Source organism: Arthrobacter sp. NicSoilB8, assembly GCF_019977355.1.
GTDB lineage: Bacteria > Actinomycetota > Actinomycetes > Actinomycetales > Micrococcaceae > Arthrobacter.
Genome location: NZ_AP024656.1, coordinates 211,181 through 233,740 on the forward strand (window position 1 = coordinate 211,181; position 22,560 = coordinate 233,740).

At 63.0% G+C, this 22,560-nt stretch carries 19 protein-coding genes; 8 read left to right on the forward strand and 11 right to left on the reverse strand.

The window, feature by feature from the left end:
- Positions 1–8: 8 nt before the first annotated feature.
- Positions 9–1,088, reverse strand: a complete 1,080-nt coding sequence (locus tag LDO15_RS23165) for an IS110 family transposase (protein ID WP_223988179.1) — start codon at positions 1,086–1,088, stop codon at positions 9–11.
- Between the two features lie 452 nt (positions 1,089–1,540).
- Between LDO15_RS23165 and LDO15_RS23170 the strand changes: the two genes are divergently transcribed.
- Entirely contained in the window at positions 1,541–2,740 is a 1,200-nt protein-coding gene (locus tag LDO15_RS23170) for an IS110 family transposase (RefSeq protein WP_223987885.1), read from the forward strand.
- 54 nt (positions 2,741–2,794) lie between these two features.
- Here LDO15_RS23170 and LDO15_RS23175 read toward each other — a convergent pair whose 3' ends face one another.
- The 4 genes from LDO15_RS23175 to LDO15_RS23190 form a co-directional block, all read right to left on the reverse strand.
- Complete coding sequence (locus tag LDO15_RS23175) at positions 2,795–3,016, reverse strand: helix-turn-helix domain-containing protein (protein ID WP_223988181.1); 222 nt, start codon at positions 3,014–3,016, stop codon at positions 2,795–2,797.
- A gap of 65 nt (positions 3,017–3,081) precedes the next feature.
- Positions 3,082–3,342 carry a hypothetical protein gene (locus LDO15_RS23180; RefSeq protein ID WP_223987887.1) on the reverse strand — a complete coding sequence of 87 codons (261 nt, stop codon included), beginning with the start codon at positions 3,340–3,342 and terminating at the stop codon, positions 3,082–3,084.
- Positions 3,343–3,645: 303 nt separating this feature from the next.
- The gene (gene ssb / locus LDO15_RS23185) at positions 3,646–4,161 is read right to left on the reverse strand and encodes a single-stranded DNA-binding protein (protein WP_223987889.1); all 516 of its coding nucleotides are present in this window, start codon (positions 4,159–4,161) and stop codon (positions 3,646–3,648) included.
- The gene (locus LDO15_RS23190; RefSeq protein WP_223987891.1) at positions 4,158–4,430 is read right to left on the reverse strand and encodes a glutaredoxin family protein; all 273 of its coding nucleotides are present in this window, start codon (positions 4,428–4,430) and stop codon (positions 4,158–4,160) included. The genes ssb and LDO15_RS23190 overlap by 4 nt, the downstream gene beginning before the upstream one ends.
- A 383-nt stretch (positions 4,431–4,813) precedes the next feature.
- Here LDO15_RS23190 and LDO15_RS23195 point away from each other — a divergent pair, with 383 nt between their 5' ends.
- From LDO15_RS23195 to LDO15_RS23225, 6 genes are all read left to right on the forward strand, one after another.
- Positions 4,814–6,499: a Mu transposase C-terminal domain-containing protein gene (locus tag LDO15_RS23195; protein ID WP_223987893.1), complete on the forward strand. Its 1,686-nt coding sequence runs from the start codon at positions 4,814–4,816 to the stop codon at positions 6,497–6,499.
- Positions 6,493–7,410 (forward strand): TniB family NTP-binding protein, encoded by a 918-nt coding sequence (locus LDO15_RS23200; RefSeq protein ID WP_223987896.1) that lies wholly within the window; start codon positions 6,493–6,495, stop codon positions 7,408–7,410. Before LDO15_RS23195 ends, LDO15_RS23200 begins: the two co-directional genes overlap by 7 nt.
- Before the next feature lie 1,385 nt (positions 7,411–8,795).
- The gene (locus tag LDO15_RS23210; protein ID WP_223987902.1) at positions 8,796–9,728 is read left to right on the forward strand and encodes an ATP-binding cassette domain-containing protein; all 933 of its coding nucleotides are present in this window, start codon (positions 8,796–8,798) and stop codon (positions 9,726–9,728) included.
- A 6-nt stretch (positions 9,729–9,734) separates the two neighbouring features.
- Positions 9,735–11,048, forward strand: a complete 1,314-nt coding sequence (locus tag LDO15_RS23215) for an ABC transporter permease (protein WP_223987905.1) — start codon at positions 9,735–9,737, stop codon at positions 11,046–11,048.
- Between the two features lie 339 nt (positions 11,049–11,387).
- Positions 11,388–11,831: a hypothetical protein gene (locus LDO15_RS23220; RefSeq protein ID WP_223987907.1), complete on the forward strand. Its 444-nt coding sequence runs from the start codon at positions 11,388–11,390 to the stop codon at positions 11,829–11,831.
- An 82-nt stretch (positions 11,832–11,913) separates the two neighbouring features.
- On the forward strand, positions 11,914–13,038 hold the full coding sequence (locus tag LDO15_RS23225) for a hypothetical protein (protein WP_223987909.1): 1,125 nt from the start codon (positions 11,914–11,916) through the stop codon (positions 13,036–13,038).
- A 305-nt stretch (positions 13,039–13,343) separates the two neighbouring features.
- Here the strand turns inward: LDO15_RS23225 and LDO15_RS23230 are convergent, their stop codons facing one another.
- The 3 genes from LDO15_RS23230 to LDO15_RS23240 form a co-directional block, all read right to left on the reverse strand.
- Complete coding sequence (locus tag LDO15_RS23230; RefSeq protein WP_223987911.1) at positions 13,344–14,687, reverse strand: ParB/RepB/Spo0J family partition protein; 1,344 nt, start codon at positions 14,685–14,687, stop codon at positions 13,344–13,346.
- 635 nt (positions 14,688–15,322) lie between these two features.
- On the reverse strand, positions 15,323–15,484 hold the full coding sequence (locus LDO15_RS23235; RefSeq protein WP_223987913.1) for a hypothetical protein: 162 nt from the start codon (positions 15,482–15,484) through the stop codon (positions 15,323–15,325).
- 157 nt (positions 15,485–15,641) lie between these two features.
- Positions 15,642–19,604, reverse strand: a complete 3,963-nt coding sequence (locus LDO15_RS23240) for a helix-turn-helix domain-containing protein (protein WP_223987915.1) — start codon at positions 19,602–19,604, stop codon at positions 15,642–15,644.
- 170 nt (positions 19,605–19,774) lie between these two features.
- Here LDO15_RS23240 and LDO15_RS23245 point away from each other — a divergent pair, with 170 nt between their 5' ends.
- Positions 19,775–20,020: a hypothetical protein gene (locus LDO15_RS23245; RefSeq protein ID WP_223987917.1), complete on the forward strand. Its 246-nt coding sequence runs from the start codon at positions 19,775–19,777 to the stop codon at positions 20,018–20,020.
- Between the two features lie 86 nt (positions 20,021–20,106).
- Here LDO15_RS23245 and LDO15_RS23250 read toward each other — a convergent pair whose 3' ends face one another.
- From LDO15_RS23250 to LDO15_RS23260, 3 genes are all read right to left on the reverse strand, one after another.
- Positions 20,107–20,256 (reverse strand): hypothetical protein, encoded by a 150-nt coding sequence (locus tag LDO15_RS23250; protein ID WP_223987918.1) that lies wholly within the window; start codon positions 20,254–20,256, stop codon positions 20,107–20,109.
- A 187-nt stretch (positions 20,257–20,443) separates the two neighbouring features.
- Positions 20,444–21,421 (reverse strand): DUF4192 domain-containing protein, encoded by a 978-nt coding sequence (locus tag LDO15_RS23255; protein WP_223987920.1) that lies wholly within the window; start codon positions 21,419–21,421, stop codon positions 20,444–20,446.
- Positions 21,422–22,063: 642 nt separating this feature from the next.
- Positions 22,064–22,492: a hypothetical protein gene (locus LDO15_RS23260; RefSeq protein WP_223987923.1), complete on the reverse strand. Its 429-nt coding sequence runs from the start codon at positions 22,490–22,492 to the stop codon at positions 22,064–22,066.
- Positions 22,493–22,560 lie beyond the last annotated feature (68 nt).

Sequence of the window (22,560 nt, forward strand, 5' to 3'; positions counted from 1 at the left end):
TATATCTGTCAAGCCGTCCTCGGGACCGTGTCGTTAGCGGTGTGGAGCGCGTTCAGGGCGCGATAGAGGTGCCGGGCGAGATATCTCTTGAGGATGCGGCGGATCTCTCGTGGGTTCTTACCTTCGACTTTCTTGCGTTCGGCATAGGCCCGGGTGACGGGGTCGTGGACCATCCTGACGACGGTAGCCATGTGGAGTGCACTGTTGAGGCGCCTGTCGCCTCCTCTGTTGAGTCTGTGTCGGACTGTGTTCCCCGACGATGCTGGGATGGGATTGACCCCGGCCAGGGCGGCGAAGGCGGCCTCGGAACGTACCCGGCCCAGATGCGACCAGGCTGTGTAGACCACGGCGGCGGTCACGGTCCCGATTCCTGTTTCCTCCAGAAGCGGAGCGGCGGGGCTGGACTCCAGAAGCTCCGTGGTGCGGGTGTGATTGTCCTTAAGCTCGGCGTCCAGCGTGGTGATGCGCTTGGCGAGCCGGACGGCCTCGGCCCGCGCAGTCGACAGAGCCAACTCTTCGTCGCGGGCGCGCCAGTGGGAGATCTCGGTGATCTGGGTATCGGTGAGGGGCTTGCGGGCGTCGATTCCTAGGTCGATGGCCCGCAGTAGGGCGGTAAGGGCGTTGACCTTAGCGGTCCGCTCGAGCGTCATCTGCTCTCTGGCGGCGACCAGGACGCGCAGGGCGGCACGGATTCCATCGTCCTGTCGCGGGATTCGCAGACGAGCCTCGTCCAGTGGAAGAGCTGCTGCAGCGATGGCGGCCGCGTCCAGCGGATCGGATTTTCCGGCGCCCCGGCGGGCGGGTGCGTAGGCCCTGGGGGCTTCAACGACTCGGTACCCCGCCCTTCCGACGGTGCCCGTGAGCAGGGCCCCGTAGCTGCCGGTGCCCTCGATGACCCACAAGGCACCGAGGTCGCCGCCCGTGCGGCGTGCGGCCCAGGCGATCGCACGGTTCCTACCGGCGTGCGTATTCGGGAAGGCCTGGGTGCCCAGATGCTCGCCGCTGGCGGCGATAACGGCATAGGTATGTGTGCGGGCGTGGGTGTCCACGCCGATGACGAACGGGTGGGAGCATGCGACAGTGGTCATCGCGGTCGGGGTTCCTTCCTCACGAACGGGCAGATGCTTCAGGCCGCGCGGTGCGGCCCGGACGCCGGCCCGGGTGAAGGTCACTCAGAGGCATTCCTGTGATGAGCCACAGTCCTAAGGGGCTGGGCAGTCTTCTGATCAAGCCATCGAGGTGGGCCGGGCAGGCACTGGCCGCCATTTCCGTGACCGGACAATTCGGATCCAAGGCCCAAGAAAGGGCCGAGGGGGTGTTGAGTCACAGCCAGGAAGAGGCGTCCAGCACCAACCCTGCCAGCCAGTCCCAGACCAGCCACATCAAGACTCACAGGGGGGTGTTGTCGCCGGGTCCGGAGGCACTTGTTGACCGCTGATAGGGACAAGGCCGGACCAACGGGTTCAGGTCTCTTCGTAACGTGGGTGCCGGCAGCGGGTGTCGTGACTGCGGCCATAGAGTGGTGCGAAGGAGCGCCAGTATGGATCAGGGATTCGACGTTTACTGCGGACTTGATGTCGGCAAGAGCGAACACCACGCCACCGCGCTGAGCCGCGCCGGCGAACGCCTTTTTGATAAGCCGTTGCCGCAGGACGAAGCCCGGCTGCGGGAGCTTTTCACGACGCTGCAGCAGCATGGGAACGTGCTGATGGTCGTGGACCAGCCCAACACCATCGGTGCCCTGCCCGTGGCGGTGGCCAGGGATTGCGGCTGCGAAGTCGCTTACCTGCCCGGGCTGGCCATGCGCAAAGCGGCGGATCTGCATCCCGGTAATTCGAAAACAGATGCCCGGGACGCATTCATCATTGCCGAGACAGCCCGGGCGATGCCTCACACGCTGCGGGCCGTGGACCGGGACAGCGAGGTCCTCTCCGCACTGAAAGTCCTCTCCGGGTTCGACGCCGATCTGACCCACGAATGCACCCGCGCCATCAACCGGCTGCGGTCCCTGCTGCTGCAGATCTTCCCGGCCCTGGAACGTGCCTTCCCCGGCACGGTCCTGACCCGTCCCCTCGTCCTGGACCTGCTGATCAAATACGCCGGTCCCACGGGCCTGCGCGCCGCAGGCCGCACCAACGTGCTGCGCTGGGCCCGCCACCACAGCCGGAAGGACCCCGTCCAGCTTGTAGATGCAATCTTCACCGCGCTCGGAGAGCAGACGGTAACCGTCGCCGGAACCGAAGCCGTCGAACTCGTCATCCCGCGCGTCGCCGCCCAGATCAAGGAACTCAAACACCAGCGCGCCATCGTCGCCGACGAAGTCGAGAAACTCCTGGACGACTTCCCTCTTTCCCGGGTCTTGATGTCCATGCCGGGAGTCGGCATCAAGACCGCCGCGACGATACTCCTGACCATCGGCGACGCAAGCAGCTTCAAAACCGCCGGGCACCTCGCCGCCTACGCCGGCATCGCGCCCGTCACCCGCCGGTCCGGCACCTCCATCCGCGGCGAATTCCCGGCCCGCTCCGGCAACAAACAACTCAAGAACGCGCTCTTCCGATCCGCCTGGATCGCCTCGTGCCATGACCCGCTCTCCAAGGCCTACTACGACCGGAAACGCGCCCAAGGAAAGAAGCACAACGCCGCCATCATCTGCCTCGCCCGGCGCCGCTGCGACGTCATCCACGCGATGCTCCGAAACGGGACACTCTACGAGGAAAAAGCTCCCCAGGCCGCTTGACCAAAAGCATAGGGACACCCCCCGCCGGGGTTCCCGGCGGGGGGGGTTGGAGGGTCAGTCCTCGGTGGTTGTTTCCTCGGGGATCTGCCCGGCGGCGATCCGCTGGGCCGTCTTGTCGTAGGCGGCCTCGATGTAGGCCAGCAGGTCATCCTCCCGGACGCGCCAGACGCCGCGGCCGCCGAACTGCGCGGCCCGCAGTTCCCCGCTGCGCACCAGCGCATACACCAAAGGTGTGTTGACGTTCAGGACTTCCTTCACCTGATCCAACGTCAGCATCCTGGGCAGTCCCCCACCAACCCCCGGCACCGCCGGCGCGTCGGTGTCGTCGGTCCGTTTCGCCGTCATCGGGTCCCCCCGTTCCGGTGCTGCAGTTCATCCCTCGTGCGTTGCCCGCGGCGCAGCGCACCGGCCGGAACCGGATCCCATGCCCGGCCCTGGTTGTGGCGGCGCTGCAGCCGCTTCACCTCCCGCATCGTGGCCCGCACGATGAAGTCCGACACGGACGCGTCCCCTTCCAGGTGACCTGCGGCCAGGAACGCCGCACGGACCTGGCCGGCCTGGTCTTCAGTGAAATAGGGCGTGAACGCCGCGATCTTCTTCATCCCGTTGATCTTCCCTCACGCAGTGCCCGGCTCATGAACCTTGGCCCCTCCCGGCGTGGCCCCTGACGGTCCGCTCCGGCAGGACCGGACGGACGGTCCAGAACACCAGCAGGACCGCACGTGCCGCGGTCAACAGGACATCGGGCCAGCTGAACCCTTCCACCCCAGAGCCGGGACATGGCCGGGAGGTGGTTATCGTCGCAATAACGTTGCCCATCTAGCCCGGTTCCGGAGCGTTCCTGCAATGTCTTGGCCATCAGTGCCCCTGCATTCGATCCGCGGATGTTTGGGCCTCGTGCAATCTCAGAGGGGCGGCTCGGGATCGGGGGCCGGGACATTGATGTGGCCGTCCGGGTTGGCCGCGAGCCCAAACCACGCATCATCATCGTTCCCATACTCCCGGGCGGACAGGCTGAACCTGTCCGGCGGGAGCTCCTCATCCTCCTCCGGGCCGGGGCCGGTGCGCGTGACTTCCGCGGTGGTGTGGCGCAGGGACGGGCCGATGTCCTCGACCTCGAGCTCGACGACAGTGCGCACCTCCCCCGTCTTCGCCGTATAGGACCGGGGCTTCAGGGTGCCGGTGGCGATCACGCGCATGCCCTTGGCCAGGGACACGGCCGCGTGTTCAGCGGTCCCGCGCCACGCCGTGGCGGACTGGAACAGGGTATCCCCGTCGGTCCACCGGCCGGTCGGGGCGTCGAAGGTCCCGGGAGTGGAGGCGATGGTGAAACGGGCGACGGCCGTTCCGGCTCCCGTGGACCGCAGCACCGGGTCGGCGGTGAGGCTTCCGATGACTACCACGCTGGTTCCGCCGGTCATGCCAGAGCGCCTTCCCGGACGGTTTCGATCCCGATGACCCGGGCGATCCTGGCCGGGTTCAGCCCGGACCAGCGGTCCTCGCTGTCATCCGTGTCGTAGACCACCACGGGGACCTGGGAGTAGCCGAGCTCCTCGGTGATGTACTCGAAGGCGCCCGGGTTGGCGGTCACATCCACCTCGGTGAAGGCGATGCCGACGTCGGTGAACTTCTGCCTGGTCTTGGCGCAGCCGAAGCATCCGACGGCCTTGGCGTAGATGGTGAGGGTCATATCAGCACCTGGATTCGTATCTCGATAAGTTTCGTTCGTCTGGCTAACCTGCTGCCCCAATTCTACCAATCATTCAACTGAATGAAGAGACGTTTTCCCCGGATTCACTGGCGTTTTCACCTGCGCGTTAGGTGATATTCCCGGTGGCGGGACCGTCAGCTCCCGGTGTCGATGTCGATTTCAGAAGCTGACTGCACAGATGTCAGAAGTCCTCTGCACATGACCCTGTTAGAGGGCTCAAATCCGCCGTTGTCAGAAGCTGACTGCACAGATAGTCACACGGTTGTGGATCTGCGCACATGACTTCTGACCTATGGCTGGTCGGCATATCCCTGCACTAAGGTGCTTCTGTTCAGTGCTCCTGTTCCCAAAAGGAGGCAGTAATGGAGGCTGATCCGGACCGGATTGTTGCGGATGGGCAGCTGACAATGTCGGACGCTGCATGGGAACAGGCCAAGAGTCGTGCGGCAGTGATCGGTGCGCTGGCGACGCGTCGCGTTACGGGGATTGCTGCCGCTGATGAGGCAGCTATGAAGCTGGGTGTTTCCCGGCGTCAGGTTTATGTATTGCTTGGCCGCTACCGCCAGGGCTCAGGTCTTGTAACTGATCTCGCGCTCCATCGTTCGACCGGCGGCAAGGGCGGAAACCGTCTGCCTGAAGAGGTTGAGGACATTGTGCGCGGCCTGATTCGTCGGCGGTTTTTGACACGGCAGAAGTTGAGTGTGGCGGCATTGCATCGGGAGATCATCCGGACCTGTACGTTGCAAGGAATAAAGGCTCCGACCAGAAACACGGTCAGCCGTCGCATCTCGATGCTGAACCCGGTTGAGGTTGGGCGTCGCAGGGAGGGCCGGGATGCTGTGAGGCCGCTGCAATCAGCTGGTGGTGAGGTGCCGGTGATCGGCTCGATCCTGGAACAGGTTCAGATTGATCACACGGTTATAGACGTCGTCGTCGTGGATGAACGCGAGCGTCGACCAGTTGGCCGCCCATATTTGACCGTTGCCATCGATGTCTTTAGTCGGGCTCTTGTCGGGCTGGTCCTCACACTGGAACCGCCGTCGGCATTGTCGGTCGGGCTGTGCCTGGCTCACGCTGTTGCTGACAAACGTCCCTGGCTAGAGCAGCTCGGCGTCAGCGTTCAGTGGCCAATGAGTGGTAAGCCCAAGTCGCTGTTCCTCGATAACGCGGCAGAGTTCAAGAGCGAGGCGTTGCGGCGCGGCTGCGAGCAGCACGGCATCCGCTTGTCCTATCGTCCCCCTGGACAGCCCCACTACGGAGGCATTGTTGAACGCGTCATCGGCACGTTCATGCGTGAAATCCACCAGCTACCCGGCACGACCTTCTCGAGTCCGGTGGAGCGGGGCCGGTATGACTCGGAAAAGATGGCCGCACTGACCTTGCCCGAATTGGAAAAGTGGCTGGTGCTGGCCGTCGCCAGCTACCACGGCAGCAGGCACAGCACGTTAGGTCAAACGCCGGCCGCTGCATGGGCTGCCGGGACTGCTGCCACCGGCATACCTGCAGTTACGGCAAATCAGACGGCATTCCTCGTGGACTTCCTACCGGTCATCCGTCGCACGCTGACCCGCACCGGTTTCCTCATCGACCACGTCCATTACTTCGCCAATGCCTTGAAACCATGGATCAGCCGACGTGACAGATTAGGCAAATTCATCATCCGACGCGATCCCCGGGACATCAGCAGAATATGGGTCCTGGAACCGGACGGTCATAACTATGTGGAGGTCCCTTACCGGTCGATCTCCAACCCTTCCATCAGCCTCTGGGAACACAGGCAAGCTCTGACCCGACTACGCGAACGCGGCGCAGCCCAAGTGGACGAAGCAACCTTGTTCCGGATGATCGAGCAAATGCGCCAAGTCAGCGAGACTGCCGTGAAAACGACCAAAAGCCTGCGGAGGGAAACAGAACGCCGCAAACAGGCTAAAGACCCACACCACTCAGGCACCCAATCCACACAAATCCCATCTGCACTGGATGTGCCGGTAGACGTCGAGCCGGGAGAGGCCGCCGTTCAACCCTTTGAGCAAATTGAGGAATGGTAACCGTGGACAATCGCCAGCCGCCGGCTCCGGCGCACCTTCATCCTGCAGCACGGGAACTTTCAAAGCTTCCAACGGAAGAGCGCTTGCAGCGCATTCGCGCGGACCGGTGGATCGGCTATCCGAAGGCCGTTGACGCTGTAGAACGCATGGAGGTGCTCTTTGGCTGGCCGAGAAAACAGCGCATGCCCAACCTGTTGCTGATCGGACCAACGAACAATGGCAAATCCATGATCGTCGAACGGTTCCGTCGGGCACACCCCACCGTGACAGGACCCGCCGGTGAGAACATACCCGTTGTATGTCTGCAGATGCCATCGGAACCATCAGCGCTTCGGTTCTATACGGCCCTGCTTTCGGCGATTGGTGCGCCGTTACGGCCACAGCGGCGCCTCCCCGAAGCTGAACGACTGTCACTTTCACTCCTGCGAGAGGTGGGAGTCCGAATATTGGTGATCGACGAGATCCACAACGTCCTGGCTGGACCGGGTGAGAAACGACGGGAGTTTCTCAATCTGTTGCGGTTTCTTGGTAACGAGCTCCACGTTCCCCTGGTTGGCGTCGGCACCCGCGAGGCCTACCTTGCCGTCAGATCCGATGACCAGCTCGAGAACAGGTTTGAACCGTTCATCCTGCCGCTCTGGGAAGTGGGCGACGAAGCCCGGTCGCTGCTGGCCAGCTTCGCTGCTTCATTTCCCCTGCGCCGTCCATCCCTGATCGATACGGAGGACATGACCCGGTATCTGCTCGCACGCAGCGAGGGCACCATCGGGGAACTCGCCCGCCTGCTGACGGCCGCCGCTGTCGCCGCTGTTGAGACGGGCGAAGAGAGGATCAACCACCGGACGTTGACCCTGGCCGATTACCTAGGCCCTACCGAACGACGCAGGATTTTCGAAAGACAACTGCTGTGAACCCTGCCCGACGCTGGCCGGTCCATCCCCGGCCGGAACCAGGTGAAGCACTGACGTCATGGCTCCGGCGCATCGCATCGCGTTACGACGCCGACCTTGACGACCTCGTGTCCGACGTGGGGTTCTGGCCGGAAGCCGTTGGCGACCTGGACACCTGCCCACCCGATGGGTTTGCTCGCGAGCTATCCGAGCGAACCGGGGTGGACGTGGAGCAGATACGGAGGATGAGTCTCACCGGCTGGTCACCCTGGCTGATTGACCCGATTGGACCGGGCCCTGACACGTTTACGGTCTATAACCAGCAGTTCTCTGTGCTGCTGGGAGTCGGAAGACGGCGAGTGAGAGAGATCCCTACCTGGCTGCCGTGGCGTTCAACGCGGCCGGCATTGCGGGCATGCCCTCAGTGCATCGCCGCGGCGCAACCGCCGTATCCCTACCAATTGCTGTGGCTGCTTCCGCTAACACTCAGCTGCCCGTTCCATAAATGCTTCCTCGGAGTGCGCGAAAACCCGGTCAGCCAACTCGCGGACTGGGAGCACAAGCCCCCGATCCCGAGGCCCGCGTCGCCGACGGTCCTCAAGATGGATGCCAGGACTTGGCAAGCCATGGCTACAGGGGTCGCCGACCTACCGGGGCGTCGGATCCACGCTGAAACATGGTTCCGACTCCTCCGGACGATCATCGACGAACTGGAGGCAACCATAACCGAATGCACGACCGCAGCGCGCATGATCACAGGGATCTGGAAGGACGCCGGATATCCTGCGCGCGTGGGACCACTGAGTTGGCAGCCCCATGAAAGCTATCCGGTCGACGTTCAGGTCCGTGCCCTCCAAACAGCCGCGACGGCCATCCACCTGCTCGAACGCGGAACCCTCACCGGTCGAGGTCCCGACGCCGCATTTTTCGTACCTGTACTGGGAGTCGCAGACATGGAGCCTCAAGGAAGGCCGTTGGACCTTGGAGTCCTGAGCGCTCAGGAGCTGAACAAGCGAGTCAGAGCCTAGGAACAGTCCAGCGAGGGATCCCCCTGCGGGCAGCCGACTAATCCGACTCGGTGTCTCGCAACCCCAGTGTCTCGAAACCCATAGGTTTCGAAGCAAATCAATGTGGCGAATTGTGAACAGGAGTGCAGAGCAAACGGGCACTTGCGCATAGGCGTACCGGCCAGTCACTGATCACAACCCGTCTGCACAAGCCCCGGATTTCAGCGGGATTCTGTGCAGTCGGGTTCTGAAAACGACATAGCCGGCGGGTTCCCAGTCAGCGGAGAGTTGCGGTGGATCGCCGACTTCCGGACGACAGGCGGCAGGCAGCTTTCCCGCAAGATTCCGCCTCCTGGCCGGTTCCTCACTCGCGCCGGCACGCCCGGTTAGAGTGGTGCCATGACGCTGGGGGACGCGGCCGCCGAGCCGCTGGTACACATCAAGGACTTCCGGATGGACTTCGGGGACACGACGGTCATCAGTGACCTCTCTTTCGACGTCCGGGCGGGGGAAACCTTCGGGTTCCTGGGCAGCAACGGCTCGGGGAAGACCACGACGCTGCGGGCGCTGCTGGGGATCTACCAGCCGACCGCCGGGACCCTCCACATCGGCGGCAAACCCTTCACCCCGCAGGACGGGGCCCGCCTCGGCTACCTGCCCGAGGAGCGCGGACTTTACAAGAAAGAGTCCGTCCTGGACGTGATGGTCTACTTCGGCCGGCTCAAGGGCCTGGACAAAGCCCGCGCGAAGGCCTGGTCCCGGGACTACCTGGAACGGGTCGACCTGGCCGACAAAGCCACCACCCGGCTGGATAGGCTCTCCGGCGGGCAGCAGCAAAAGATCCAGCTCGGCGTGACCATCATGAACGACCCCGAACTGCTGATCCTGGACGAACCGACCAAGGGCTTCGACCCGGTCAACCGGCGGCTGCTGATGGACATCATCGAGGACCAGAAGCTCGCCGGCGCGACCGTCATCATGGTCACCCACCAGATGGAAGAAGTCGAACGCCTCTGTGACCGGGTGATCCTGCTCAAGGACGGCACCTCCCGCGCCTACGGCACCGTCGCCGAGGTCCAGGAACAGTTCGGCGGCACCGTCTACCGGCTCTCCTACACCGGGCCCCTGCCTTCTTCGGCCCTGTATGACATCGTCAGTGCCGCCGGCGGGCACGCCGAACTCTCCCCCAACCCCGGCGCGGACGAAGCAACGGTGCTGCGCGAGCTCATCGGCCACGGCGTGGCCGTGAAGTCCTTCGCCACCGCCAGGACGTCCCTGGACGAGGTCTTCATCAAGATCTACGGCGAAACCCACGACATGGCGGAGGCATAAAACCCCATGACACAGAAAACCTCCACGCAGCTCCCCTCCCCCGCCTCGGCGCCGGCAACCCCGCCGCCCACGCCCAAGCGTCCCTTCGCCGGTCACAACCTCGGCACCGTCGTCGGGTTCGAATTCACCCGCACCGTGAAGAAACGCCGCTTCTGGATCGCCACCCTGGCCATCCCGGTAGTGATGGCCATCGTCTTCGGCCTCGTATACCTGAGCAACTCCTCCACCCACGCCAGCGCCGACGCCCAGAAGACCGCCGCCATCTCCTTCACCTACACCGACGCCTCCGGACTCATCACCCCGGCCATCGCTACCGCCATGGGCGGCCGGCAGGCCAGCGATCCGGACAAGGCGCTGCAGGACGTCAAAGACGGCGTAGCGGAGGCCTACTTCGCCTACCCCGCCGACATCGCCACCCAGCCGGTCAAGGTCTACGGGCAGGACCAGGGGATCTTCGACAACGGCAAGTACGACGCCGTCGCCAAGCAGCTCCTCACCGCCTCAGCCCAGGCCACGATCGGCTCCCCGCAACTAATGGCCGCGGCCAGCGGCGACGTCAAGACCGAATCCCAGACCTTCAAGGACGGCCAGCCCGCCGGCGGCATCGGATCCGCCGTCCCGCCGCTGATGTTCCTGCTGATCTTCTACGTCTCGATCATTCTGCTCTCCAACCAGATGCTCAATTCCACCCTGGAAGAGAAAGAAAACCGGGTCACCGAAATGATCCTCACGACCCTGAACCCGACCACCCTGATCATCGGCAAAATCATCGCCCTGTTCATGGTCGGCCTGGTCCAGATCCTGGTCTTCCTCACCCCCATCGCCGTCGGATACGCCTTCTTCCGCGACAAACTCGCCATGCCCGACCTGGACCTCTCCACCCTGGGCTTCGAGCCCGGCACCATGATCGTCGGGGCGCTGCTGCTCCTGGGCGGATTCACCGTCTTCACCGGTGTCCTGGTCGCGATCGGCGCGGTCATGCCCACCGCGAAGGACGCCGGCACGATCTTCGGGCCCCTGATGGCGCTGATTTTCGTCCCCTTCTACGCCATGACCCTCATCGTCTCGGACCCGCGCGCCCCCATCGTGCAGATCTTCACCTACTTCCCGCTCTCCGCCCCCGTCACCGCCATGCTCCGCAACGGCTTCGGCACCCTCAACCCGCTCGAGGCCACCATCGTCATTGCCGAACTCTTCATCATCGGAATCCTCATCCTCCGACTCGCCGTCCACCTCTTCCGCTACGGATCCATCCAATACTCGGGCAGACTCTCCATCGCCGGCACCTTCCGCAAACGCACCACACCCGTCGGTAAATGACCCGCCCCGCCGGCACACGGTTGTCGCGCTGGGTGCTCGAGGCGCCTGCGGCTAACTGTGGCCGGCACCCGTTGCCCACTTGCCAAGATCCCTGCAGCTCACGTTTTGACCGGCTTTGTTTCCAGCAACGAGTTATGACCACCGCTGCTGGGGCATTCGGAGCCTTTTCGGAGGCTTGCCAAGGACGGGTCGGAAACGGTCGTTTTTGATTCCCGCGGCGAGTCTTGGCTCGCGCGTGACGCGACCTCGTGGATTTCCCGTTAGTCTCTTGGGGGCCCTTCACTACCGACAGGGCTGGAGGCAAGTGCGCTTGTCTCTTGCGATGAATTGGGGACAGCGATGAGTAGTGCAAAAGGCCGCGGCATACAACAACTACTTCTTGCCGTTATCGCTGTATCAGCCCTCTCTATAGCCATCGGTTCGGGACGACAAAAATCTTCACTAGCTATATCGCCCGCCTACACCCAGAACCCGGCTAAGCCCGCAACAACCGTCAATCCCTCACGGCGCAAGATGATTGCCGGTCTCGTCATCCGCTCAATCGCCGCACTTCTGATTTTGACGCTTGATGCATTGCTTCTCTGGAAAGTCGGTGACAAAGCGTCAACTGCTTTTGGCGCCACAGCCGTTGCCATCGGCGCAACTCTCGTGTTGCTTGCTGACACCGACCCGATGGGTTTGAGCACGCGAGACTGGCGTAAGGGGGCTAAAGCCTTTGGAAACATCTTTGTTGCGGTGGGGGGCGGGGTGCTTGTCTTAGCAGCTTGGCAGCCATTTTTTTAGGCCTACCCCCGGCCGTGTGGATAACGTTCTAAAACTGATCAGTGTGCGGCCTTTCATGGGAACTGGAGAGTAGATGCCCCGTATGTCGGTCAATGCCCGAGAGCTGAAGCGCAAGTCACTTTCATCTCTCCGTGCAGCGGTGACGAGCTTCAATTCGCTCGACAACGATGGTCGGGCGACCGCTGTTTTGTTGAATCTCCAGCATGCCTTCGAAATGCTTCTGAAAGCTTCCTTGGACTCCGCGAAGGTTTCGGTCTTCGATAAGCGGTCTGAAAAGTCGATTTCATTTGAGGCGGCGATCAGGAAGTGCCAGGAGACTCCGGGCATCAAGGTTTCCGAGGGTGACGCTGGAACCATGCGGGTAATTGATGCTTGGCGGGATGCGGAGCAGCATTGGTATGCCACTGTCGATGAAGGCCTGTTGTATCTGCACGTCCGCGCAGCGATCACGCTCTACGATGACCTGCTTTATAGAGTTTTCCAGGAACGGCTGGGCGATCATCTTCCTGCACGGGTACTGCCTATCAGCGCCGAGCCTCCACAGGACTTCCAGCTATTGGTCGACCGGGAGTTTTCACGCATCGCGGAACTGCTGCACCCCAAGAGGCGCGGGCGGGGCGAGGCGCACTCCCGCATCCGCGCCCTCCTTGCCATGGAGTCACACACAGACCCCGATGCGGCGGAGATTCGAGAGGCGGACGTACGCAGGGTCGAGCGCGGAGTGAAATCGGGGAAGCCCCGGGCACAGGTATTTCCCAAACTGAGCAGCGTAGGATCACAAGTCTCCGGAGAAGGACTGACCGTCGAAGTGAAGCTGGTGAAGACCGGGGGACTTCCGATGACCTATGTTGCTGCAGACAGCGACGTCGAACCTTCCGCGATTCGTATGGTCGATCTGGAAAAGAAGTTTCACATGAGCCCATACGAGCTAGCCGACAAGGCCGGCATTGAGCGCACTAAGGCGACAGCGGTCCGCCGTCATTTCAATCTGGACTCAAACGATGACGTCCACTCACACCGCTTCGTTTTTGGTTCCCAAAAGTACATGCGGTACTCAGACAATGCGCTGAAGAAGATGAAGGAAGCCAAGACGTCTTTGAACCTGGCCGACCTCTGGAACGCTCATCGCACTCCACCCAAGGGCAAGAAGTTGCCCTCTTGTACCCAGCCGGGATGCCAGGCAGGGCAAACTTCGGGCGGCCGTTAAAGCGACAGGGCCGGCACTGTGTGCCGGCCCTGCCCTTGTTTCCCTCTGCACAGGAAATATGTGGTTCAGCTTAGCTGAATGGTTTGTAGTGCTGCCGCGGGCTGGTACCTCGTTGTTCCTGGTCGCGCGGGTGGTGGCTGGCCGGTCGCGGGGTCGCGTTGAATGGCGGTCCGTCGCTGGTGAGTGGCTGCTGTGGTTCGTACTGGGCGGCGGACCGCCCGACCTCTGGAAGGTTTCTTGCCCTTGCTGGGGTGAGTGGGCCGGGCGGCTGCCTCTGGGGTACAGCCGCCCGGTTCACCGTCACATTACTCGGTGTCGGTGGTGTGCTGGTCGAGGATGATCTGCTCGACGGCGCTTGCCGTGTAGCCCCAAGTGGTGAGCTGGTTCAGGTAGTGGAAGTGCCGCTTCTCGGCGCTCCGCCATGAGTCTTTCTGGATGGTCTTTTCATACCCGGCGCAGATCAGGGCGATCAGGGAGAATTCGGGCCGTGCGGTGGTTTTGGCGGTGTGGTCCCGCAAAGGGTTCCAGCCCCACCGGTCGGTGTCCTCCCCGGTCTTGGCCCCGATCATCTCGGTGGCGACCTTGCCGTCGTAGCCGCTGGCGGTTTCGGGGTCGTGGGTGATGGCGTGGACGGTGAAGTACTGCCAGCCCTTCGGCGCGGTCTTCCGGGACAGCAGGGTCTTCACGAATTCACGCCTGACCTTCGTGGAGCTCTCCATCTCGCGATTATTCGCTATCAGGGTCTTTCGCTCAGCTTTCTGCTCCTCGGTCATCGGGCCTTTCTGCGCCTGTGAGCCGCCGTCGTAGCGTTCGTACTTCGGGGTGAAGCCCAGGTTCTTCCAGCCGGTGATGACGGCCTTGGCGTTGTGCTGGCCCCGGTAGTCGGTGCTGATCAGGTAGGCGTTGGCGTCCTCGTCGGTGGCCGGTTCCCCGTCGGCCCGCTTCGCGGCCGAGACGTACAGGTTTTCGTCGTTGGCGTAGTGTCCGGCGTCCTCCACGACGGTCTTGCCTTGGGCTTCCAGTTCCTCGATGAGCGTGGCGAGGGCGGCGGCGTTGTCGCGGCGGTCCCGCAGCAGCTGGGCGACGTGGAGGAGCTGATCGGGTTCGTCCGCGATCACGGACTCCAGTTCCTCGGTCGCGTCCTCGTTCCCTTCAAATTCGGCCATGATGAGCGCTTCATCGATGGTGTATCCCTTGCCGAGGGCGGCGGATCCGGCGCTCGAGGATTTGGCCTTCAATGCCCCTTCCACGGTGGTTTTGGTGCGCCCGGTTTTCTTGGCGATCGCGGCGGCTGAAACGCCGATCAGGGACAGCTGGTGGTAGGCGTCGGCTTCGTCCGCTTCGGTCAGTTCGGCGCGCTGGATGTTCTCCACGACCTGGGTCACGATGCGCTCGGCCTCCTCGGGGGACTCGATGATCATCACCGGGATGCTGGCGCGCCCGGCCTCGACAGCGGCGCGGGTGCGGCGCTGGCCCATCAGGACATGCACCACGCCGTCGTCTTTGCGGTGGGCGATGACGGGTTCCATCACGCCGTGTTCGGCAATGCTGGCGATGAAATCTGGTGTCAGGGCGGCGTCTTGACGGACGTTGATGTCTACGGTCAGGGTGGCCGGGTCGAGCATTTCGAGGGTGGGTGTGGTCTTCATGGTGTTGCTCCTTTTGCAGAGGATTCCGGCGGGTGGAGCGGCTCAGGTGACCGGCCAGCTTCCCCTCTCCCCCCGTTGTTTTTTGGTTGCTGGCAAGCTCGCTTGCTCGGCGGCCGACGGAGCCCTGTCTACCCGCAGGGCAAGGGGCAGGAAATTCCCTCAAGGAAATCAGCGACGCAGGAGCGCCGGAGGGACATTTCCTGCACCGCAGGCCCCGGTGGAGCTTGCGGAACCGGGGCTAGACGGGGTGGAGCGGACGCCTAGAATCCGGAGGACAGCAACCAAAAACGTCGAAGACGTAAGACAGGGCCAGGGCATCCGGAGCCCTGCGACGGAGGCACTGGACCCCACAGCCGGCCGCGCCAGCGGACGCCCGAACGGGTGCGAGCCCTGCGAGCATGCCCTGTCCCTCGTCTCCCCGCGATCCGCCCGTGCCGGCCCCGCGCTCGGTCGGGCCGGCACACCTGCTGTTCCGCCTGCGGTCCTTCCCGGAAATGGCGGTCCGCCGCCGGTGACCAGCGGCGGCAGCCAACCACCGGCGGCGGACCGCCCGGACACTTTCGGCCGGTTCTGGTCCTTTGTTGAGGGGTGGGCCTTGCCGGGCGGTGGTTCCGCCCGGCAAGGATTCGGCAGGTTTAGGCGACGTTGGCCATGTACGGCATGCGGTACCGGCTGGGAAGTTCGGCGGCGGCTTCGGGCAGGTCGTCCGGGCCGTGGGCCTGTCCGTTCTTCCAGTGGAAGAACGCCTGTTCGCTGATCGCGTCCCATTGCCGGGCCTTCGTCCGGTAGTAGGTCACCGGGCATTATTCGTTCCTTGGGTCTTCTGACTGGCTGCCAGGTGTTTCGTTCGTCGCTGATCGGACGGCTTAAATTGGGTGAGGCCGGCCCGTGCGGGGCCGGCCTCTGTGACGTTAGCGGTGAGAAGACCGGGAGTCGGTTGCTTCGCGTCCCGTCTTAGCCGTCGTCACTCATTCTCTCTGCCGAAGAGTCGTGACGACGAGCATCCTGTTGGTAGTCGTCCGCGATGCCTCGCAGCACACGGGCAGTCCGCGGCCACCGAGTGGAAATCTTTGTCGCCATCTCCCGGTACTTCTTCTCGAGCTCGCGCTCCTGATCTCCGCCATCAAAAATTCCTCGACTGGTGACCCCACGTTTATTGATCTTGCCGATGTGTAGTCCCGTGTCGAGCCGGGCGTTACCGATGTTCTCGATGATCTCGCGGACCGGTTCAGCGGGCCAAACGCCGTCAGTGCCGACAGGACTTGACGCGAGGACTTGGCCGATCTGTTCATCGCCGATTGCAGCGCGGTTGCTGTCCGAGAAGGCAAGACGGGCGCCTCTAACCCAAGCAGTCAGCTGAGAGCCATCGATGGTACCGTCTTCCGCGAGACCCGGAAGGGTATGCCAATTTTGGAGAACGCTAAAGGACAGATGAGCGAACGCTTTCTCCTGAGCAGTCAGGGATCGCTTTGGCTCGTCGTCGCCACGGTATAGCGCATTGATCATGCTTACGAAGTCGCTTGGTTCCGTCCCCAGCGCGCGGTACAGCGCCGCAGACGGTTGGTGGTCATGTAGCAGTTCAAAGAACGTGAACTCATACACTGGAAGCTCCCTGTCGTCAGGAAAGTGCTGCTCCATGTATTTCAGGACGTTGCCGACGTAGTAGCTACTCATGGTCGTGTCGTGCACGGGGCCAGGCCCATTACGGAGCGAGTTAAGGACCACCTTGACGAGGCCAACGCCCGGTTCGTCGTTGTCATGAACCATGTCGTTAAGGAGCGCTACTGCTTCCCATGGGCGATCGTGCTTGACGAGCAGGTCAATTGCTTCTGCTCGCTCCTCTGGGGCGACGTGATGATGTTGTGCTCGATTCCAATATGCTGCCTCGAGATCCTTTCCGAGGGCGGCAATCTCGGTCCAATATTGTTTCGCGAACGGGACGGCTGCCATGAGTGTTTCCGGTGATGGCGCTTCCCTAAGCGCAGGGCTGGCAAGCGCAGCCTTGACCCAGGAGAAGCCTTCAAGGTTGATTTTGTTGCTGGCGAAGGTCAAAGCGGCATGTCGCAGGTTTTCTTCCTTAGTGCTGAGCCAACCAAGGATCGCCTCCTCAAGGGCGTCACCCTTTGCCGAGAGCATGCGACCAATAATATGCGGAGTTTTGACCTCAAGTGTCAACGCCTTCAACGCCTCCGCGCCAAGTGTGAGGACCTCGTCGAGGGCCTCGTCTTGTAAGCGGGCGAGTTCAACGTCGTAGCCTTCTTCTCCCCACTTGTAGTTAGGGAAACGCGGCCGCCAGTCAAAGAGATTCGAGAAACGGCGGGCGTCCTGATCAGGTGTCAGATCATCAGCAACAGCACGAAGAAGCGTCACGTCGTCGGTGGACATGGCCCACTCGGCCTCCGCATACTCCTCGTGTTTGTCTGCCTCGCCGATCAGTGCTTCCCACATCGCATACCGTTGTTCCTTATTCCAAGTGTCGGCACCGACAGCCTCACGAAGCTTTTGGATAACTACACCCCGCTCATCGGATTGCAGCGTGGCGATTTTCGGAAGCAATTCCAGCCAGCGTTCCGTGTTTGTGCCGACGATAGTCATCGTGATGGCGACAAGCCTGTGGACGAAGCGACCCCAGTCTGAGTAGGACACTGATCGTCTGACCGGGCTCCAATCGCGATATGCCGGCGAGTGAGGGGGAAATGCGGTCGCGTGGTTCTGGGGCCACACTCCCATAAGGAGTTTCCAGCCAACGTCTGGCTCGCGCTGAAGGACCCGCTCGATTACCGCTAGTTTGTCGTCAACCGTAGCCCCGCTTTGAGGAAGCCAGCCGGTTACGACCGTCTGAAGGCTCTCGATCGGACGGTTGCTGAGCCGGCCTCCAGGGTCGATCGAGGACAGCTGACCGAGCAGCAGCGCCGCCCGGCCAAAATAGGAGGGCGACCAGCAAAGCGTTTCCATTGCCCATAAAAGACTCGGGTGAGGCGATGACGGACCGAAGACCACGTCCTGCACTTGGTCCTTGAACATCGTGCGGAGCACAGGGCTCGGTTGCTCGAGGCCAAGTTCGACGGCGTCCAGGAAGACTTCAGGAGACGCTTCGGCCAACGCAGGCAAGGATCCCGCCAGCCGCGCCCAGGTCTCGCCGGATGTGTCAGCGTTTGCGGTAGTAAGTAACCCGTGGACAGTCTTGTCCACTCGGCTTTGCATTTGGAGGTCAGACGGAAGTTCGGCTTGGCTTGCAGCGGAGAGCGCCAAGCCGTTCGCGAGTCCTTTCTTCAGTATCTCGGAATAAAGCGGCGTCGTGCCCTGCGCCCCCGCTGTCATTCGGCTAAGGGTGTCCATGCCTTGATAGGGGTCTGGTTCCAGCAGAACATCCACTGTCACTTCACTCCAGCGGGCCAAGTCGCTGGTCGTCAAGGTTGGCAGAAGGAGCAAAGCCGCCTCTGCTGGTGATGTAAGCCTCCACGTACCTCCCGAGCGGACAAAAGGAGCATCGCTACGGCCGGCCAGACTCGTAAGGAGTCGCTCTATCTCTTCCCGTGCTCGCCCAGTCAACTTCTCCAAGGCGAGGAGGTCTCCTTCGTATCCTGACCACGATCCGGCCAATACAAGGGGCCCAAGAATGCCAGCAGACTCGGGCTTAGCGGCCCAGTCGGGCTTGCGGAATCGTGGCTCAATTGCGATGGAACGGATGAGTGCGGCCATGCTGCGACGGGCGAGAGCCACCATCGCTTCCGCCTTGTCCGAGTCGGGAACAGTTGCCTTCAACGCCTCACGGGCGGCAACCCGGTCGATTTTTCGAATCTCGATTCCCTTACCGCCGCGAACGACGTCGTCGCCCTCGGCGATCAGGACGACCCGGTGTCCCCCATTTACCGTCGTGGCAAGGTCTGGCTCGCCCTCAAATAGCGGCACAAGGATCAGGGGTACCGTCGACTCGACCAACCGTTGCCATGCGGCTTTATCGGTGACCACGACGGTGCGGTAAAGAAGCTCCTCATGCGTCGCCAATGCTGAGAAAAGGAAGGCCAGAGCGTCGTCCTTCCACTGGGCGGTGAGCGTCACGATCACATCGGTCTGCGCTGCGCCCGTCAGCGCGGCACGCAGCTCATCGGCAGCGGCTGAACGCCCGGCGGCGAAGAATTCGGGTGGCAGTGCGATCTCGGTGCGCCCTCTGAACGAGTTCCACCACCGTTCGATGGTCTGCGCGTCACGAGGCTGGTACCCGAGGCGCTCGGAAATCCAGTAGTGCACGGAAGGAGACGCTTGGAGCCAACCCTCAAGGCGGTGCGCATCGATGGCCACCACACCGGCGAACTTAGATTCCGCCGCACGCTCGGTTGCCCATCCCTTCGCTCCTGGCCAGTTGCGGGGCGTCGCGAACACGAATACTGAGCTCGTGTCATTAGGGAGTGACTCTACGCGCTTGTCGTAGTCGCTCTGCGCCTTACCCTTCGGGTTGGCTTCGGTTCCGAACTCGAAACGCAGCTCACCGGAGGGGAGATACGTGCTTCCGGTGGATGTCGCTGTGCCGTCCCAGCCAGGCGCGGCACCACCTTCGTGCGCCCGCACGTCGACGTTGGTGACGCCGGCGGTCACGGCCAAAAGGCGACGGATCAGTTCCGGAAAGGCTCCTTTTGCATCGTCCCGCGCCGCCCAACTGTGAAGTTCGTTGGCGCTGATCAGTTCAGGCCCGTCGGCACGAAGGGCGGGAGCTACTGATGATGCGCTTTCGCCGCGCTTCGCTAGAAGACGCTCGACCTCTGCGCGGGCAAAACGGTGCTGCGATGAGCCTGGCAGGCGCGCTGAGGTCAATGTGCCTCCTCTCACCCAGTTCCTGACGGTGTTCTCATGTACACCGAGCAACGCGGCAGTTTCCCGCACATTCAAGAATGGCTTACCTTCCTCTTCACTACCCATACCAAAATCGTAGCATATTGTGGACTTTGTGGACTTTCAAGGGGCCCGTGATGAAACCTGGCACTGGCACCAACTCCAAACCGTCCACTAACCCAACAGCCGGCCGCGCCAGCGGACGCCCGAACGGGTGCGAGCCCCACGAGCATGCCCCTACTGAGTAGGGTGAGGGCATGACTGAGCCGGCCCCGCGTGATGGCAGCCCGGGCCGCGCAGGGCACCGTGCTGGGCTGGATTCTCCGCGGGTTCTGCGGGTCCTGGCTGTAGTGTTCACCGCTACCGCATCGGGAGCGCTGGCGCTGGTGGTCCTCGATCTCGTCATCGGCCGGCCAGCTGCAGGCGATCTCTTCATCACCGCCCTGAATACCCTGGCGGCGTTCGTGTTGTGGCGCCGGGTTCTCGAAAAGACGCGGGCATGAGGAAAGGCCGGCACCTAGGTGCCGGCCTTTCCGGGTTTTCCCTCTGCAAAGGAAATTTGGGTGGGCAGCGTCTCGCTGCCTGGTGTTTAGAGGTTGTGGTGTTCCTGGGCCCAACCGATACTCGCAGGCCCGCTTAGTTCGCCGGCGGTGAGCAGACGAATTTCGATGATGTCTTCAGCCAGGCTGGGGTTGGCTTCCGGCTTGTCGTCGTCGGTCAGGATGTATTCGGTTCCCATGCTCACGCTTCCTGGTCGGTGCGGTGGTCGTGGGTTCACTGTAGCCGTGGTTTCTACACGCTTGCTGGGTTCCTGGCTGCGCCCGCGCGAGCGTCAGGCGGCCGGAGGAGCGAAGCGGGGGAGGCCGCCCCGCCACCGGAAAGGCTGGGCCGGAATCTCTTGGTGATCCCGGCCCGGCCTCGTCGGCTTAGTTGTTGTGGCGCTGGTAGGAGGTTTCCGGGTCGCGGGCGACGTCTGCGACTGAGCCGCGGTTGATCAGTTCCCGCAGCAGTCCTGCCAGCCGGAACCCGGGTGCGTCCGTGTCTGCGTGCTGGAGGTATCGGTCAGCTTGGGTGCCGTTGCCTTTGAGCCATTCCAGCCACCCCATCAGGGTCAGCATCGGTGCACGCTGGCCCGCAGGGACTGCTTTCATCAGCTCGAACGCGATGGCCTGGGCCCGGTCCACCCGGGTCCAGTCCGGTCGTCCGGTGAAGGTCCCAAGGATGACGTCGGCGAAGTTGCCGTTCTGGGTGGTGATGGTCTCGCGGAACAGGAAGTCCCGGACCATTTTGTGCTGGAACGCTCCCGCAAGGTCCCGGGCCGTGTCGCTGTCCGGGGTCCCGGTGCTCTCCAGCACGGCCGCCCACGCGGCGCATGCTTCCTCAATGTCCGCGTCGGTGCCTTCGGGTGCTTCCACCGGCATGGCCCAGGTCCCCAGAAGGGCCGGGTTGTAGACGTCGATGTCCGTGGCACTGCCGAAGAAGGTAAACGCCGCGTTGGCGTGGCTGTCGGCAATCTGCTCCAGCGGGTGCTCCTCGTCCGCGCCGAACTCCGTCCAGTAACTCGAGGTCACGAGCCACACGTTCCGCACGGGCATCCGCGCCGCGGCCAGCTCGGACACCAGCGCGGCGACGTGCGCGGCGTAGGGGTAGCTGTCCTGGTTCTCGTCGGTGTAGACGACAACGTAGGACGCCGTGGCCTTGTCATCGTTGGCGGCGTGGCTGGTCAGCGTCTGCGCGTAGTTGCCCGGCTCGACGTGTTCGGGTGCGTCCACCCGCAGCGTTGCGCCGAGTGCACCGGCTTGGGCGGTGAGGACCACGAACGATTCCGAAGGCGTGATGCCCAGCAGGTGCGGGATGGTCGCCAGCAGGTCAGCGGGACCGGTGAGGTTCAGTTCTTCAATCATGGTGTTGCTCCTTTTGCAGAGGATTCCGGTGGGTGGGGCGGCTCTGGTGACCGGCCAGCGTCCCCTCTCCCCCCGTTGTTTTTTGGTTGCTGGCAAGCTTGCTTGCTCGGCGGCCGACGGAGCCCTGTCTACCCGCAGGGCAAGGGGCAGGAAATTCCTGGAGGGAATCAGCGACGCAGGAGCGCCGGAGGGACATTTCCTGCACCGCAGGCCCCGGTGGAGCTTGCGGAACCGGGGCTAGACGGGGTGGAGCGGACGCCTAGAATCCGGAGGACAGCAACCAGAAAACGTCGAAGACGTAAGAGACGGGCCAGGGTCTCCGGAGCTCTGCGACGGAGGCACTGGACCCGACAGCCGGCCGCGCCAGCGGACGCCCGAAAGGGTGCGAGCCCTGCGAGCATGCCCTGGCTTCGTCTCCCCTGGATCCGCCCGTGCCGGGCCCCCACACCAAGGCTTGGCCGGCACACTGGCTGTTCCGCCTGCGGTTCTTCCCGGAGATGGCGGTCCGCCGCCGGTGACCAGCAGCGGGAGCCAACCACCGGCGGCGGACCGCCCGAACCCTTTCGGCCGGGCCTGGTCCATTGTTGAGGAGGGGGCGGTCCTTGCCGGGCGGTGGTTCCGCCCGGCAAGGTTCCAGCCGGTTTAGGCGACGTTGACCATGTACGGCATGCGGTAGCGGCTGGGAAGTTCGGCGGCGGCTTCGGGCAGGTCGTCCGGGCCGTGGGCCTGTCCGTTCTTCCAGTGGAAGAATGCCTGTTCGGTGATTGCGTCCCATTGCCGGGCCTTGGTCCGGTAGTAGGTGCAGGTCACGTCGCCCTCGCAGTAGGTGGCGACGCCGAAGAGGTTCCCGATGCTGTCAGCGGTCCGGGTGGCGGCGACCATGACGTAGGGCCAGTTGCCGAGGTCCCAGCCGTCACAGCCCCAGCTGGGGATCACGGCCCAGCCGTGTTCGCCGATGAGTTCCATCCAGTCGTAGCCGCCGTTCATGTGGTAATCGCCCAGCACGGTTGCGCCGTCGATTGTTTCCCCGGTGTCCTGGGTGGTCACCGTCTTGGTGGTTATTGCGTTCATGGTGTTGCTCCTTTTGCAGAGGATTTCGGTGGGTGGGGCGGCTCTGGTGACCGGCCAGTGTCCCCTCT